Annotated in this window: 13 protein-coding genes; 9 read left to right on the top strand and 4 right to left on the bottom strand. The window is 56.4% G+C overall.

The features are described from left to right. Nucleotides 1-75 precede the first annotated feature (75 nt). From CLV88_RS18070 to CLV88_RS18050, 5 genes are all read left to right on the top strand, one after another. Nucleotides 76-1,137: a Hint domain-containing protein gene (locus CLV88_RS18070; RefSeq protein WP_106609880.1), complete on the top strand. Its 1,062-nt coding sequence runs from the start codon at nt 76-78 to the stop codon at nt 1,135-1,137. 261 nt (nt 1,138-1,398) lie between these two features. After that, a complete protein-coding gene (rpsD, locus tag CLV88_RS18065) occupies nt 1,399-2,019 on the top strand; it encodes a 30S ribosomal protein S4 (RefSeq protein ID WP_106609814.1) in 621 nt (206 codons plus the stop codon). A gap of 306 nt (nt 2,020-2,325) precedes the next feature. After that, nucleotides 2,326-3,426 carry a histidinol-phosphate transaminase gene (hisC, locus tag CLV88_RS18060; RefSeq protein WP_106609879.1) on the top strand — a complete coding sequence of 367 codons (1,101 nt, stop codon included), beginning with the start codon at nt 2,326-2,328 and terminating at the stop codon, nt 3,424-3,426. Continuing rightward, entirely contained in the window at nt 3,426-4,352 is a 927-nt protein-coding gene (locus CLV88_RS18055; RefSeq protein WP_106609813.1) for a prephenate/arogenate dehydrogenase family protein, read from the top strand. The genes hisC and CLV88_RS18055 overlap by 1 nt, the downstream gene beginning before the upstream one ends. 14 nt (nt 4,353-4,366) lie before the next feature. Then, nucleotides 4,367-5,185 carry an extensin-like domain-containing protein gene (locus CLV88_RS18050; RefSeq protein ID WP_243403716.1) on the top strand — a complete coding sequence of 273 codons (819 nt, stop codon included), beginning with the start codon at nt 4,367-4,369 and terminating at the stop codon, nt 5,183-5,185. 42 nt (nt 5,186-5,227) lie between these two features. Here CLV88_RS18050 and CLV88_RS18045 read toward each other — a convergent pair whose 3' ends face one another. Further along, on the bottom strand, nt 5,228-6,223 hold the full coding sequence (locus tag CLV88_RS18045) for a DUF2125 domain-containing protein (RefSeq protein ID WP_106609811.1): 996 nt from the start codon (nt 6,221-6,223) through the stop codon (nt 5,228-5,230). Between the two features lie 74 nt (nt 6,224-6,297). Between CLV88_RS18045 and CLV88_RS18040 the strand changes: the two genes are divergently transcribed. From CLV88_RS18040 to CLV88_RS18030, 3 genes are all read left to right on the top strand, one after another. Next, entirely contained in the window at nt 6,298-6,822 is a 525-nt protein-coding gene (locus CLV88_RS18040; RefSeq protein WP_106609810.1) for a gamma-glutamylcyclotransferase, read from the top strand. A 95-nt stretch (nt 6,823-6,917) separates the two neighbouring features. After that, nucleotides 6,918-8,156 carry a biopolymer transporter ExbB gene (locus CLV88_RS18035; RefSeq protein ID WP_106609809.1) on the top strand — a complete coding sequence of 413 codons (1,239 nt, stop codon included), beginning with the start codon at nt 6,918-6,920 and terminating at the stop codon, nt 8,154-8,156. 11 nt (nt 8,157-8,167) lie between these two features. Continuing rightward, nucleotides 8,168-10,744 (top strand): peptidoglycan -binding protein, encoded by a 2,577-nt coding sequence (locus CLV88_RS18030; protein WP_106609808.1) that lies wholly within the window; start codon nt 8,168-8,170, stop codon nt 10,742-10,744. A 4-nt stretch (nt 10,745-10,748) separates the two neighbouring features. On the opposite strand, the gene CLV88_RS18025 is transcribed toward CLV88_RS18030, so the two are convergent. The 3 genes from CLV88_RS18025 to gloB form a co-directional block, all read right to left on the bottom strand. Beyond that, nucleotides 10,749-11,702 carry a M23 family metallopeptidase gene (locus CLV88_RS18025; protein ID WP_106609878.1) on the bottom strand — a complete coding sequence of 318 codons (954 nt, stop codon included), beginning with the start codon at nt 11,700-11,702 and terminating at the stop codon, nt 10,749-10,751. A gap of 35 nt (nt 11,703-11,737) precedes the next feature. Further along, nucleotides 11,738-14,062 carry an ATP-dependent Clp protease ATP-binding subunit ClpA gene (gene clpA, locus CLV88_RS18020; RefSeq protein ID WP_106609807.1) on the bottom strand — a complete coding sequence of 775 codons (2,325 nt, stop codon included), beginning with the start codon at nt 14,060-14,062 and terminating at the stop codon, nt 11,738-11,740. 243 nt (nt 14,063-14,305) lie between these two features. After that, nucleotides 14,306-15,079 (bottom strand): hydroxyacylglutathione hydrolase, encoded by a 774-nt coding sequence (gene gloB / locus CLV88_RS18015; RefSeq protein WP_207797097.1) that lies wholly within the window; start codon nt 15,077-15,079, stop codon nt 14,306-14,308. Between the two features lie 61 nt (nt 15,080-15,140). Here gloB and CLV88_RS18010 point away from each other — a divergent pair, with 61 nt between their 5' ends. Beyond that, nucleotides 15,141-15,881 carry a class I SAM-dependent methyltransferase gene (locus tag CLV88_RS18010; RefSeq protein ID WP_106609876.1) on the top strand — a complete coding sequence of 247 codons (741 nt, stop codon included), beginning with the start codon at nt 15,141-15,143 and terminating at the stop codon, nt 15,879-15,881. Nucleotides 15,882-16,160 lie beyond the last annotated feature (279 nt).

The raw sequence follows: 16,160 nt of genomic DNA, 5'->3' as shown, positions 1-16,160 counted from the left end.
AATCGGGTCTTTGCACGTCGAATCTGCTTTGATATCGTTTAGCCATAAAAAAAGAAAATGGCAGGTTATCAGGCAATGGAGACGGGCTTTCGTGGCACGTTTGTCATCTCCTGGTCGCAAACAGAAGTAGATGGCCTTAGGGCTGCACCCGAGCAAACGCTGGAAACAGGCGTGGTGTGGTCATGGCATGGGGATGCTGTCCAAGTGGACGGTCCCGGCGCGCTTTTGCGACTCGATCAGGGGGAAGAAGGGGCAAACATCCGCAAGCGGGCGGCGCATATGGTGCGCCGACTGGTTGGGGCAGCACTAAATGATACGCAATCGGTGGATGACGCGGATGTCGATTTGCCGTTGTTTGAGGGCGGCTTTGTCGTCACGGACGGTGACGGTAGTTATACGGCTACAGTTATTGAGGTGGCGGGGGGCGCTCCGCTATTAATGTTCCTTGACGAGTTACCGCCAAGTGGGCGCGAGCTTTGGGTAGTGCATCATTCGATGAACGCGTTGTCGAGCCGAAGGGCGAAACAGCAGGATGGTGGCGTGATCTGTTTCACACCGGGAACCATCATCGCAACACCGCAAGGGCCACGTCGCATCGACGACCTTCGTGAAGGTGATCGGGTGCAGACACGTGACAATGGCTCACAAGAGGTTATGTGGATTGGAAGCCGTCGTATGACGGGGGCGCGTTTGTTCGCGATGCCCAAGTTGCGACCGATCCGGATCAAACCTGGCGCTTTAGGAATTGATAGACCTGATCAGGAGCTGCTGGTTTCGCCGGAACACCGAATGTTGGTGCGCGGCTTGGCGGCGCGCACATTGTTCAATAACTCGGAAGTGTTGGTCCGTGCGCGCGATCTGGTAAACGGCGACACAGTGTCGGTGGATCACGCGCTTCGTGAGGTGACATATGTGCACTTGTTGTTGCCGGCGCATGAGGTGATCTGGGCTAACGGCGTGGAAACCGAAAGCTTCCATCCGGCGAGCGCTTCGCTAGAGTCGCTAGGGCCGGGGGATCGTGAGCGTCTGCTGGCGATGCAACCGGCGCTGGATCGCGATCCTCATGGGTATGGCCCTTATGCGCGACGCAACTTGACCCGATCGGAAGCCGCGATCCTGTTGCACGAAGCTGCCTAGGCGCAGTTGGCAAATTTTGGATCACGCCTCGGAAAGCACTTGGCGTGGTTCAGTTTGAGCGAAGACAATTCGTTAATTCCTTCGGACGGTTCTCATTATGGTAGGGAGTTGATGCTTGACACCCCCGATCACTGATGTATACGCGCGGCTTCATTGGTGTTGGTGGCCCTCGCAAGAGGTCGCCTGTCATGGCTTCGGCCAAGAGGACAACGCCCTTCATAGTCGCCTATTTGGGCGTCGACCATTAGAAGGAGAACAGCCGTGACCAAACGCACGTCTGCCAAGTACAAAATTGACCGCCGGATGGGTGAAAACATCTGGGGTCGTCCAAAATCCCCAGTTAACCGTCGTGACTATGGCCCCGGCCAGCATGGTCAGCGCCGCAAGGGAAAGATGTCGGACTTCGGAACCCAGCTGCGCGCAAAGCAAAAGCTGAAAGGTTACTACGGAGATCTGACAGAGAAGCAGTTCCGCCGTATTTATGGCGAAGCCGAGCGTGTTAAAGGCGATACGGGTGAAAACTTGATCGGTCTGCTGGAGCGCCGTCTGGACGCAGTAGTGTACCGCGCAAAATTCGTTCCAACCGTTTTTGCGGCGCGCCAGTTTGTGAACCACGGTCACGTCACCGTGAACGGACAGCGCGTGAACATCCCGTCCTTCCGTGTGAAAGAGGGTGATGTCATCGAAGTACGTGACAAGTCCAAGCAACTCGCCGTCGTGCTTGAAGCGGTTCAATTGCCTGAGCGTGATGTTCCAGATTACCTGGATGCAGATCACAACAAAATGACGGCGACTTTTGTACGGGCTCCTGGTCTGTCCGACGTGCCGTACCCCGTCGTGATGGAGCCGAACCTAGTGGTTGAATTCTACGCGAAGAACTAATCTTCGCCGACTTTCTGAAAGATTTGGAAAACCCGTTGCATGGTGCAGCGGGTTTTTTGTTTCGCAGGTCAGATAAGGCGAAAGCATTTTTTGGAGTTCTCCTGAAGTCAGAAGGGTAGCGGCGGTCAAACGAAATGAATTCTTGGAAGACTATGAGCGCGTCGCAATTGCTTTACGCAAAAACGGGCTGTGGTTTTTGTGCCAGTATCGGAGTTGCTGCGTATCCGTACTTAAGAGAATGGGCGAAAGCCTCTAGCCTTGGGGATGGCGCGGGGCTAAGTACCAGTGCGTAGCAGGAGTATTATGATGTCAGTCATTCAGCCACAGCCGGGTATCATGGATATCGAGCTCTACGTGGGTGGTACATCCTCTGTGGAGGGGGTGTCAGATGTGGTCAAGCTTTCTTCGAACGAGAACCCACTGGGAACCTCGGACGCAGTGAAAGCTGCCCATGGCAAGACTGGACATAACTTGCATCGGTATCCGTCAACCGATCACGCGGAGCTGCGGGCCGCAATTGGCGAAGTGCACGGTTTGGACAAGGATCGCATTATTTGTGGTGTTGGGTCAGACGAAGTGTTGCAATTCGTCACGCAGGCCTATGCCGGTGTGGATGACGAAGTGATCTACACCGAACACGGATTTTCAATGTACCCCATCCTAGCGCGTATGGTTGGGGCGAAACCGGTGGTTGTTCCCGAACGCGAACGCGTCGTGGACGTGGATGCGATTTTGGCGGCGTGTACTGACAAGACCAAAATCGTATTCATCGCAAACCCGGCAAATCCGACCGGCACTATGATTGGAGGCAACGAGGTTGCCCGTCTGGCGGATGGATTACCCAATGGCGCCATTTTGGTTCATGATGGTGCCTATACGGAATATGTCGAGGGGTTTGACGGCGGTGCGTTGCTGGTGGGTGCGCGTGAGAACGTGATTATGACGCGGACGTTCTCCAAGATTTATGGCCTTGGTGGATTGCGCGTTGGCTGGGGTTATGCATCGCGCGAGATCATCGATGTACTCAATCGTTTACGTCAGCCGTTCAACTTGTCGACAATACAAATGTCGGTTGCCGAAGCGGCGGTGCGTGATCAGGCTTGGGTACGCAAGTGCCGGTCCGAGAACGCACGGATGCGCGCGTGGCTCGCCGAAGCTTTGGCTGAGCTGGGTGTGCCATCAGATACGTCAACGGCCAACTTTATCCTGGCGCGATTTGCGGATCAGGACGAGGCAGTGGCATGTGACGCCTATTTGAAGTCGCAAGGCATCATTGTGCGTCTGGTGGCGGGCTACGGCCTGCCGCATTGCTTACGCATAACGGTTGGGGATGAGGCGAGCTGTCGCCGTGTCGCCCATGCAGTTGGGCAATTCAAGGCCAAGCGCAACGCGCCGGAAGATGCCTGATGACAGCGCCTGTATACGAACGTGTGGCTTTGATTGGGTTAGGACTGATCGCGTCGTCGATGTTCTGGGCGATGAAACGACGCGGATTGGCAGGCGAAGTTACGGGGTTCGCGCGCTCAAGGGCGACACGCGAAACGGCGCGGCGGATCGGGTTATGTGACCGTGTGTGCGAAAGTGCGCGTGACGCCGTTGAGGGGGCTGACCTTGTCGTGCTCTGTGTTCCAGTGGGAGCGATGGGCGCTGTGGCTCGCGAAATTGCGCCGCATTTGAAATCTGGCACAACTGTAAGCGATGTGGGGTCAGTCAAGCGGTCTGTCATCTCAGCAGTTGCACCGCATCTGCCAGGCGGGGTGCATTTTGTACCTGCGCACCCGTTGGCCGGGACAGAGCATTCGGGGCCTGAGAGTGGCTTTGCCGAGCTTTACGACAATCGCTGGTGTATTATCGTTCCCGCTGATGATGCAACCGACCCAGAGGCCGTTGCGCGATTGCGCGACCTGTGGGAAGGGATGGGTGCGAATGTCGATCAGATGGATGCGGATCACCATGATCTGGTCCTGGCTGTCACCAGCCACGCACCGCATCTGATTGCCTATACGATGGTGGGTGTCGCCGACGATTTGCGCCGGGTAACAGACAGCGAAGTGATCAAGTATTCCGCTGCAGGTTTTCGGGATTTTACTCGCATCGCTGCATCTGATCCGACCATGTGGCGGGACGTGTTCTTGACCAACAAAGACGCGACGTTGGAGGTCTTGGGCAGGTTCACCGAAGAGTTGTTTGCGTTGCAGCGTGCCATACGTACCGGCGACGGCGATCACCTGTTTGATTATTTCACTCGCACACGTACCATTCGGCGCGGGATTATCGAAGCGGGCCAGGATACAGACGCGCCGGATTTTGGCCGGGGCGCGCCCAAGTCATGAAGGGGCGGGCTGCGATGGCAGCGGCCCTCTGCGTTGGGTTGGGGGTTGCCGGATTTGTGGAGGCGCGGGCGCCGGAAAAATCGTTGCGACCTGTCACGCGCGAGCATGTTTTCCCACCAGCCTTGTCGAGCTTTGCGCCTGATGCGTCGCTGCGTCCAGTTGTACGACCTCAAAATGTAACCCGGAAGGTGTCCTCTGCGGTTGCGGCAGCCTCGACGGCTGCGGTTTTGCCAAAACCTGAGCCTGAGGCGAAGCCGGAAAAGAAGAAACGCGACTGGTCGCTGAGGGCAAAGCGCAAAGATGGGCTTGTAAGGCTTTGCAAGGATCGCAAGCTGTACGGCGAAGAGATCAAGCCGGTAATGTCGAACGTACGCGGCTGTGGCATTCCAAGAGACGCAATTCGGCTTCACGAAGTGAACGGAGTTAATTTGAGCCGACCAGCGACGATCAAATGTGATACGGCGCGGGCGTTACAGCTTTGGGTCGACAAGGGGCTTGAGCCAGCAGTGGGGCGGTACGGCGGCGGGGTAGCTGAGCTGAAAGTGGTGGCTAGCTATGCGTGCCGTACGCGCAACAACCGACCCGGTGCAAAAATTTCGGAGCACGGTAAGGGAAATGCAATTGATATTGCGGCGGTGCATTTGAAGAATGGAGACAGTATCAGCGTGCTGCGAGATTGGAACAAAGGCAAGAAAGGTCGCATCCTCAAGAAGGCGCACTCTAAAGCCTGTGGTCCGTTTGGAACTGTTCTAGGCCCCAACTCGGATCGTTACCATCGGGATCATTTCCATTTTGATATCGCGCGCCACCGCGGTGGGAGTTATTGCCGGTAATGTTTCTGGTGTGCGCGCATTGACCCGTACGGGCTGCTTCGCTTAGCGCAAACGGATACGAGGCGCGGGTGCGATGGGAACTGGGCCGAGGCGGGTCGTGTTGTTCTCGAATGTCAGCGGCAAGTCCAGCTCGTTTGAATTGCCGGAAAGCTTCGAGATTAAATCGAGTGCGGATTCCACGGTATTGAGGACGTCGGAGGAGAATTGACCAGAAGCGCGCGCGATGTTCAGGATCTCGCGCCAGTTGACAGCGCGGATGGTAATCGCACCAGTTGGGTAGCCCAGTTTGTCGAGTGTGACTTGGCCAGCGGCGTTGAGGTGCAACTCACCCCAGGTGATTTCAGCCAGTTCCAAATCAAGCGCGGTGGGCTGCGGGCGGCTCTCTTCGATAGTGGTGCGATCAAGGGGGCGGTCGAACTTGGCGGTTAGGCGTGCATTCAGAGCACTGAATGTACGGGGCAAGTTTACGTCTGCCGGCATGCGAAACGCTACGTTGGGTGCAAGTTCCTTGGTATTCAGCCCCACGCGATAGGTGGCTGCGGTATCTGGTACGGAATGCAGAGCGAGGTCGAGGTTTTGGGCGGTCAATTGCCAGCCGGCTGTAGAGTTAAGTGCAAGATTCTGGATTGAGAGGTTGGTTCGATCAAGGCTAAGATTTGTGTCGCTCAGCAATACAAGCGAAGCGCGCATGTCTTTTGTGCGCAGCGTGAGTTTCTCGGTCGGGGTTGCTAGGGTCTGGTTGTTTGGCCAGACAGCGATAACGTGGTTCGGGCGGTAGCTAAGCGCGAGGATTTGGAAAAAAGGAGCCTCCCAGGCGACAGATGTATCTGGATCGGCCAGGGAGAGATTCTCGAACGTGATGTCAAAGCGGCTGGGATAACCAAGGATGCTACGTTCATCAAATTCTGCGACCCAGCCTTCTGCGCGGCGTTGTTTGAACCAAGCATCCAGTCCGACGTTAAGTCCCCAGAAACCCACAGCCCAAAAGCCAGACCAGACGAAGGCAGCAAAGATGATAAGAAAGGCAAGTCGCTTCATCTTGGGGTGGCCTCTTTTCCATTCCTTCGAATTGGTGTTTAAAGGCGCTCGCAAAAAAGAACCAGAGGCGGAATATGTGGGTTTTTGGATACGGGTCCTTGTTATGGAATCCGGGCTTTGAATATGAAGAAAAGTCGATTGCGACGTTGCCGGGCTGGCACCGAAGCTTTTGTATGCGTTCGATCCACCATCGCGGAACAGTGGACTCGCCGGGGCTGGTTTTGGCATTGGACGAGTTGGCAGGGGCGACCTGTCAGGGGCTCGCATTGTCCGTAACACCGGAGCGGCGCGAAGCGACATTGGACTATTTGCGCGAACGGGAGCTGATCAGCTCGGCCTATCTGGAAAAGAAACTGCCCGTGACGCTGGCGGATGGGCGCGAAGTAGTGGCAGTGACATATGTGATTGACCCGCATCATGTACAGTATTGCCATCTGGACGTCGAAGAGCAGGCGCAGATCATAGCAGAGGCGGTCGGTGGACGGGGTCCCAACACCGAGTATCTGCACAATACGGCAAGTCATCTGGGCGAGCTGGGGATCACTGATCCGGAACTGGATTGGTTGTCGCAACGTGTGCGCGAATTGACAACAGTTTGATGCAGATGCGGCAGTGCAGCGCATAAATCCTTGGCACTGTGACCAAGTGCCATTAGGGTGAGCGCGATTAAATCATAGTGTCAGGAACCGTCCACATGGACCAGCCGGACCGCAAAGTCGAGCCGCACTTCTCTCAACCGTTTCGTCAGATCATATTGATGCTGGTCGTGTTGGGGCTGACGGGCCTGTTGGTCTACGTCGCCCTACCGCGCGTTTTGCCGGTGTTTATCGCCAACCCGTACCTGAACGGGTTCATCGCGTTTGTCTTCTTGATCGGTGTTTTGGCTTGTTTCTGGCAGGTATTTTCACTGATCAAATCTGTGCGTTGGATCGAGAGTTTTGCGGGCTTGCGCGAGGGGCATAATTCTTATCAACCGCCATCGTTGTTGGCGCCGTTAGCAGCGCTGTTGCGGTCACGTGGGGCGCATAGCCAGATTGGAGCTTCCAGTTCACGATCCATTCTGGATTCGGTCGCGACACGGATTGACGAGGGGCGTGAAATCACACGCTACCTTGTTAATATGTTGATCTTCTTAGGGCTTTTGGGGACGTTCTACGGCCTTGCCACGACGGTTCCAGCTGTAGTCGACACAATCCGTAGCCTTGCACCGCAAGAAGGTGAAAGCAGTGCGGACGGATTTTCGCGTTTGATGACCGGGCTGGAAGCACAGTTGGGAGGCATGGGAATCGCATTTGCGTCGTCGCTTTTAGGGCTGGCGGGATCGTTGATCGTAGGTTTGCTAGAGCTGTTCGCCGGGCACGGGCAGAACCGATTTTACCGCGAACTGGAAGAGTGGTTGAGTTCGATCACACGGGTCGGGTTTTCATCCGGCGATGGGGGTGACGGCGACGGCGGCGAAATGTCCGGTGTGAGCATGGCATTTGATCACATGGCCCAACAAATGGAGCTTTTGCAACAGAACGTTTCGCTGGCGATGGGGGGGCGAGTCGACGCGGATGAACGTCTGAACCAACTAGCCGAGGCAATCCATCGGATGACTGACCGAATGGAGGCGCAGGCGCCCACGACCCAAGCGCTGCTGCGCGTTGCCGAAGGGCAGGAACGGTTGATCCACGCCATTGAACATCGCGAAGAAGATGGCGGCAGCGGGATCGATGCAGAAAGCCGGATGCGGTTGCGTTCGATTGACGTTCAGATGTTGCGCATTCTGGAAGAGGTTTCGGCGGGGCGTCAGGAGAGCATGGCCGAGTTGCGCACTGATCTGTCGGCTTTGCAGCGCACATTGCGGCAAATGGCAAAGATTCAGGCAGAACGGCCCAAGGCCGTTGGAAAATTGCGCGCCAAACCACGACCTGAGCCGGGCGAAGGGTAGGGGGCGGTTCTATGGCCCTTTCTCGGCGCACAGGACAGCGATTTCAGGCTTCGATCTGGCCCGGTTTTGTCGATGCAATGACCGGCCTCTTGCTGGTGTTGATGTTCGTTTTGACGATTTTCATGATCGTTCAATCGGTGCTGAGCGAGACGATTACCGGACAGGAAACTGAGCTGAACGCGTTGGAGTTGGAAGTTGCCGCATTGGCCAGCGCCTTAGGGCTTGAGCGCGAACGGTCTGCCGGTTTGGAGACCGAATTAGGTGGACTTCGAGCGACTTTGGATGATCGAGAAACACTGGTGCGCGAGCAGGATGCGTTGATTGCGTCTCTGACGGCGGAAAGGGATGCGACTGAAGCCGCGCTGGAGGCCGCGCAGGCTAGTATTACCAGTTTTGAGGCGCAGGTGGCGACCTTGTTGTCGCAACGCGAAGCTGCTCTGAGCACAATTGCAGATCTTGAATCGCGGCGTGATGAATTGGACGCGGAACGTGCGGCGTTGGTGGATGAACGAGAGGCGCTAAATTTGGCGCTGGCGCAGGCACGGACCGAGATTGATGCACAGGTTGAGGCGGCGCGGCTGGACGCGGCGCGGCGTGAAGCCTTGCAGGCTTTGATCGATGATCTGCAGAGCAAGCTGGCCCAAAGCGAGGCGCGCGAAGCCGATCTCGTGGCCCGCGCAGGCGAGTTGGAAGAGACGCTGAGCGCAGAGGAAATGGCACGGCTGGCTGAAGCAGCAGCGGCAGAGGCGTTACGCGAACGCTTGCAAAATGCCGAGGCGGAGTTGACGGCGATGACGCTCGCACTGGAGGCGCAGCGCAAGGAGGCCGAAGACACGCTGACAATGTTGGCCGCCGCCGAGGCCGCGCGAGAGGATCTGGATCTGAAGCTTGCGGCAGCATTGGTTGAAGGGCAGGATGTTTCCGATGACCTTGCAGAGGCTGCCCTCAGGTTGGCAGCGGTTCAGGCGGAGCTTGCTGCGCGGGAACGAGATTTGGCCGTGGCGCGTGGAAATCTGGAAGGCGTGCTGGCTGAAAAAGAAGATTTGGCGGCTCAGTTGGCACGCGCAGTATTGGCGCTGGAGACAACCAAGCAAGATGCGACCGCCACCGCGGCAGAGCTCGCCTCGGTCAAGGCGGAGTTGACGGCGGCGTTGTTGGGCGTGGAAACAGGCACCCAAACAGTCTCGGATTTGCAGGCCCGGTTGGCGGCCGTCGAGGCAAAACTGACTTCAACTGAAACAGCAGCGAAAGCCGTGGAAGATCGCCTGAGCGCTGATCTGGAAGCGCTAACAAGGGAGTTGGTAGAAACGAAAGCCGCGCTGGAGGCGGCGCGACTGGGTGCGAATTCAACTCAGGGCGAGTTGCGCGCCGACCTTGAGGACCTGAGTGCGCGTTTGGCGTCGGTCGAAGCGGCGCTTTCATTGGCCGAAGTGGAGGTCGCGAGCAAGGTGGACCTATTGACTGCGCTTGAGTTGCAATTGTCTGAGGCGTTGGCAGCACAATTGGCGGCCGAGTCACGTGCAGATGAAGCAGAAAGCAATGGGGCCGGTTTGCAAGATGCGCTGCAATCACTGGAAGAGCGGTTGGCGGCGGCTGTATTGGCGCAGCAGTCAACCGAGGCAGAGCTGGTTGCTGTTCAGGAAAATGCCCGTTCCTTGCGTGAGAGGTTAGCTGCTGCCGTGGCTGCGAAGTTGGCGGTGGAGGCGACTTTGCGTGATACGGAGGCGTTGGAACGCGAACTGGCCGCTGCGTTGGCGGCGCAACGTTTGGCCGAAGGGTCTTCGGGTGAGGCGTTGAGTGCTGCGCAAGAACGGGCAGCCTTGCTGGCAGCCGCGAACAAGGCGTTGGAGCAGGAAGAGGCGCGATCGGCAGAGAGCCTACGTAAGATCGAGGCCTTGAACCAACAAATTGGTGCGCTACGAACGCAGCTGGCGGGATTGCAGGCGTTGCTTGATGACTACAAGGAGCGCGATGCGGCGGCGCGAGTACAGTTGGAAACTTTGGGCAGCGACCTGAACGCTGCACTGGCGCGCGCGGCTGCGGAAGAGCGGCGGCGGCGGGAGCTTGAAGAGGAAGAGCGCAAGCGGTTGGAGGCAGAAAAGGCCGCGCTGGAGGCGGAGACCAAGGATTTGGCACAGTATCGGTCAGAGTTCTTTGGCCGCTTACGACAAGTGCTGGGCGCACAAGAAGGTGTACGCATTGTCGGCGACCGGTTTGTGTTCGCCTCGGAAGTATTGTTCGCGCCGGGCAGTGCGGATCTGTCAATCGAAGGTAAAGACGAGATCGCCAAGGTCGCGCAGATATTGCAGACGGTTGCAGGTGAAATACCAGACGAGATCGACTGGATTATCCGGGTCGACGGGCATACAGATAATGTTCCAATTGGTGGCGGCTTCTACGCGGATAACTGGGAGCTTAGTCAAGCGCGCGCGTTGTCGGTTGTGCGCTTTATGATCGAAGCGCTCGGGGTAGCGCCATATCGATTATCGGCAAATGGTTTTGGTGAATACCAACCGGTTGACAACACGGATACTGCTGAGGCAAGAGCGCGCAATCGGCGAATTGAGTTGAAATTCACCGAAAGATAGAGGGTTATTGGATTAGGACTGTCGCCGCGCCGCTGTCTAGCGCGACACCATCCCGCAGAACCTCGACCTTGCCGTGATAAACGCCAGGCAGCCAGCCGCCCATTGGGGTGCGACGGCCCGATGCCCTGAAATATTGGGCCTGAGTTTTCTCAAGAATTTCAGTATGCGTTAGGACGTTTCCTTGCGGACCGATAATTTCGAGGATTACACTATCGCCCGCGCGGCTGCCAAAACCGTAAGCGAACAGCACGAGCGCCTTTGCCTGGGCTGGAAGTTTGGGGTGGGCGGCCATGCCTGATTTGATGGTTTTAAACTGTGGAATACCAGGAGCGAAGGCAACCTGGATCAACCCTCCGGGTACGTACTTTGTTGGAGATTTCCATAGTGTTTGGGGTGATGGCGCGCAGTTTGTGGTTTTTGGGTCCGGGCGGAAAGGGTCCACGACTCGTTCGTTCTGGCGCAGCGATATGTGGAGGTGGGGGAACTGTGTGCGGCCAGATAGGCCTACCTGGCCGAGAGTTTCACCTGTAGTGACCCGTTGACCTAAAGTGACTGCGACGCTGTCCTGTTTCATGTGGCAATATTGCGTGACCCAACCATCGCCGTGATCTATGGCGACACCGTTACCGCAATCGCGCCCTTGAACTGTGGCGGCGTTTTGTTCGTTGAATTCCTGATCGGGCATACCATCACGAACGCCACTGACAACACCGGGCGCTGCGGCCAGAACGCTGACGCCAGACATCATAACTTCGAGGCTAGGTAGTGCGAAATCTGTACCCTTGTGGCCATCGTAGCTGAGCGGGCCGCAAGAGAAATCGGCGTAATCGGGGCTTGGGTCGTGATCGACGTAGTTCTGGATGAAACAAGTTTCACCAAGGACACAATCGACCGGATGGACCAACTGCGGTGGGTCTGCTTGGGCAATAGATATCACCCCAAAGGCCTGTAATGCCATTAGGGTGCTGACAATGAATTTGAGTGCAGCGCGTGTCACTCGGCCGTGAGCAGCGGTGGTTTATCTCCCGATATCCGCGGCTTTTCCGGGCCGGACATATCCAGGACCAGTTCGCCATCCTTGACTTTGACCTTAACAAGCCCACCTTTGGCCAGTTTGCCAAAGAGCAACTCTTCGGCCAGTGGTTTCTTGATATACTCTTGTATCGTGCGGCCTAAAGGGCGAGCGCCCATTTTTTCGTCATAGCCGCGGTCGGCCAGCCATTCGGCGGCTTTGCGAGTAAGCTCGATAGATACGTTGCGATCCATGAGTTGCGCTTCGAGCTGCAGAACAAATTTTTCGACGACCTGAAGAATCACGTCCTTGGGCAGGGGTGCGAAAGAAATTACCGCGTCGAGACGGTTGCGGAATTCAGGCGTAAAAGTGCGCTCGATTGCAGCGGTATCCTCACCTTCGCGACGGTCACGGCCAAATCCTATCGCTGCCTTGGCTTGTTCGGCAGCGCCTGCATTGGAAGTCATAATGAGGACCACGTTGCGGAAAGAGACTGTACGTCCATTATGGTCTGTCAGTTCGCCGTGATCCATAACCTGCAGCAGAATATTGTATACATCAGGGTGGGCCTTTTCGATCTCGTCAAGCAACAGAACACAATGTGGATGCTGATCCACACCGTCGGTTAGCATTCCCCCTTGATCAAAGCCGACATAGCCTGGAGGGGCGCCAATGAGACGCGAAACCGCGTGTTTCTCCATGTACTCAGACATGTCAAAGCGCAATAGCTCGACGCCCAGTGTGTGCGCCAGCTGCTTGGCCACTTCGGTCTTACCAACCCCGGTTGGGCCTGCAAAAAGATAGTTTCCAATGGGTTTTTCCGGCTCGCGCAGACCTGCACGCGACAGTTTTATCGCGGAAGACAGAGCATCAATGGCCTTGTCCTGACCGAAGACCACGCGCTTGAGGGATTTTTCGAGATCTTTGAGAACTTCTGCATCGTCCTTGGACACATTTTTGGGCGGAATGCGGGCGATCTTCGCTACGACCGCTTCGATTTCTTTCACTCCGATGGTTTTGCGGCGCTTGGAAGCCGCGACAAGATGTTGCGCGGCGCCGGCTTCGTCGATGACATCAATGGCCTTGTCCGGCAGCTTGCGGTCGTTGATATAGCGTGCGGAGAGTTCCACAGCTGTTTTGATCGCGTCGGCGGTGTATTTTACGGAGTGGTGCTCCTCGAAATATTCCTTAAGACCTTTGAGGATCTTGATGCTGTCTGAAACAGTCGGCTCGTTCACGTCGATTTTTTGGAAGCGGCGCGACAGGGCTCGATCTTTTTCAAAGTGCTGGCGGAACTCTTTATAGGTTGTGGACCCCATTGTGCGCAGTTTGCCGCCCTGCAATGCCGGTTTCAGCAAGTTAGATGCATCCATCGCGCCACCAGAAGTCGCACCGGCGCCGATCACTGTGTGAATTTCGTCAATAAAAAGAACGGCGTCTGGGTGCGCCTCAAGTTCAGTCACAACCGCCTTGAGACGTTCCTCGAAATCGCCGCGATAGCGGGTGCCGGCCAAAAGTGCCCCCATATCGAGTGAATAGATGGTTGTAGAAGCGAGCACTTCCGGTGTTTCACCCTGAACCACTTTGCGTGCGAGGCCCTCTGCGATTGCGGTTTTCCCAACACCAGGGTCACCCACTAGCAAAGGGTTGTTCTTTCGGCGGCGGCACAGCACTTGAATACAGCGTTCAACTTCGTGATCGCGGCCAATGAGCGGATCAACGTCGCCTTGAGAGGCCTTGACGTTCAAATCGACACAGTATTTTGCAAGCGCACTCTCTTTGTTGTCGCCTTCAACCTGCGCTCCCGCCTGTTCATCGTTCTCTTCAGGGGCTCCGGTGACAGGCCGCGCCTCACCAAAAGCGGGGTCCTTGGCCACGCCATGCGCGATGTAGTTGACCGCGTCATACCGGGTCATATCCTGTTCTTGAAGGAAGTAGGCAGCATTGGATTCGCGTTCGGCAAAAATGGCGACCAGCACGTTGGCGCCGGTTACTTCGGTTCGACCGGATGACTGCACATGGATCGCAGCGCGCTGGATAACGCGCTGGAACGCAGCGGTCGGCACTGCCTCGGATCCTTCGATATCTGTCACAAGGTTAGACAGGTCATCATCGATGAATTCAACAAGCGTCTCGCGCAGTTCATCGACATTGACGCTGCACGCTTGCATCACGCGCAGGGCATCGGGTTCGTCCAGTAGCGACAGAAGTAAGTGCTCCAGCGTGGCAAACTCGTGCTTGCGCTGGTTCGCTTGAGCCAAAGCCGCGTGAATGGCGTGTTCTAGTGTATTCGAGAATGAAGGCACTGCTCTCGTGCTCCTTCTAGTTCTGGGATGCGGAGGGCCGAGGCCCCAACCACATCATTGGCCTCATACAGTTAAAGTTTGGTCGATCTGAGGCTGTCTTCAAGGACTTTCTTGCTTTTTTGCCTCACAATTATCGTGATCGACCTGAAATTTGGGTGTTTTCCTCAAGGAAATCGCAGATTGCAGGAAAACTGGGCAAAGCGGATTTTTCGCCGCTATGCAAGCGTGCGCAGGGGGTAGGGGTTAGAAATTGTCTTTTCGACGGCGGATTTCAGCAAAAACAGACGCCGGGTCCGCGCCCTCCATTCCAAGGAGTCGCTGTATCGCGGGATCGTTCGGGCGCAGGAACGGGTTTGTCGCACGTTCCTCTGCGAGGGATGAAGGTACGGTTGGAATGCCGTCCGCGCGCGCCTTGGCCACAGCAGCGAGTCGTGTGTTCAGAGCTGGGTTTCCGGTGTCTATGGTGGCGGCAAAACGGCCATTAGCGACTGTGTATTCGTGGCCGGAACAGACGGTAGTGCCGTCCGGCAGAGCGGCGAGCTTGGAAAGGCTTTGCCACATCATGTCTGGTGTGCCTTCAAACAAGCGACCACATCCTAAAGCCATGAGGCTGTCACCAGTAAAAACAGCTTTGGTGTCCGGGAAGTAATAGGCGATGTGGCCGACGGTGTGACCGGGTACGTCGATCACCCGCACGGATTCACCTGCGATGGTCAGCGTGTCGCCTTCGGCTACTGCAACATCGAGTGCTGGCAATCGGTGAGCATCTGCCGATGCGCCAATGACCTTTGCGTTGGGATACTGGGCAAGGATATCAGGTAGACCATCAATGTGATCGTAGTGATGATGAGTGAGCATTACTGTGGTGAGCGACCACTCTCGTTCGGCAAGGGTTGCATTGATTGGCGCCGCTTCGGGTGCATCGATCAGAGTTGTTTCGCCCGTCACAGTGTTGTGAAGCAGGAAGGCGTAGTTGTCGGAAAGACAGGGGATGGTAACGAGCTGTTGGGAGGGCATGGATTTTCGCCTTTTCATTGCTATGTTGAATAGAGCTTTGCCGATCATGGGACCGGGTGCAATGCATCTTGATGTGCAGGACTTACGGAATTTTTATTACCGCAGCACTTTGGGGCGCGCGGCGCAAAAGGCCGTGCGCGATGAGTTGTTGGAACTTTGGCCGGATGCAAAAGGGCAGACAGTGGCGGGGTTTGGCTTTGCGGTGCCGTTGTTGCGCCCTTATCTGGCCGAAGCGCGTCGGGTCATCGGTTTGATGCCGGGACCGCAGGGCGTTATGCCCTGGCCTGCGGGGATGAAAAACGTTTCGGTCCTGTGCGAAGAGACGCTGTGGCCGATCGAAACGGGCCATGTGGACCGGTTGGTGATGATGCACGGGCTGGAGACCAGCGAACGGCCCACTGATGTTTTGCTTGAGGCGCATCGGGTTCTGGGCCCCGGAGGGCGGGCCATATTTGTTGTGCCCCATCGTTCAGGCCTGTGGTCGCGCAGCGACAAAACGCCATTTGGTTTTGGACGCCCTTATTCCACTGGACAATTGGAGGCTCAGTTGCGTCAACATGGTTTCATGCCAGAACGTCATCGCGCGACTCTGTTTCAGCCCCCGTCGCACAAGCGATTCTGGCGCAAATCCGGCCCACTGATCGAGAGCTTTGGGAAAACCGTTTCGCCGGTCATGTCGGGAGGCGTTTTGATCGTTGAGGCAAGCAAACGGGTTCATGCGCCGAGCGGACCTGGGCTGCGCGAGGCCGTGAAAAAGCCGTTGGGGGTTTTGGCCCCATCGCCGGTGGCGAAGCCAGTTTAAAGTTTGGAGCGGCAAGTGCCGAATTACACTAGAAGACAACGTCGCGGTTGATGATGAACAGGTCCAGTTGGTGAGCCCTAATCAAAAATCCAGGCTCGGACCGAAACCAAACCTGATTGTTGGCGGTGCTGATGGTTCAAGGTCGAAAGGACATTGGGTTGTTTGTATCGGGACGGAAACGATCGTCAGATCGCCAATAACTCCGGCGGCAAATACAGGACAAACACACCGTCTGGCCAGTCTAGTGCGGGCAAAGCACTGTATGGATCGTGGTTGCTA

Source organism: Shimia abyssi (genome assembly GCF_003014475.1).
GTDB lineage: Bacteria > Pseudomonadota > Alphaproteobacteria > Rhodobacterales > Rhodobacteraceae > Shimia > Shimia abyssi.
Note: the sequence above shows the minus strand (reverse complement) of the source record. Positions and strands in the feature narration are given on the sequence as shown.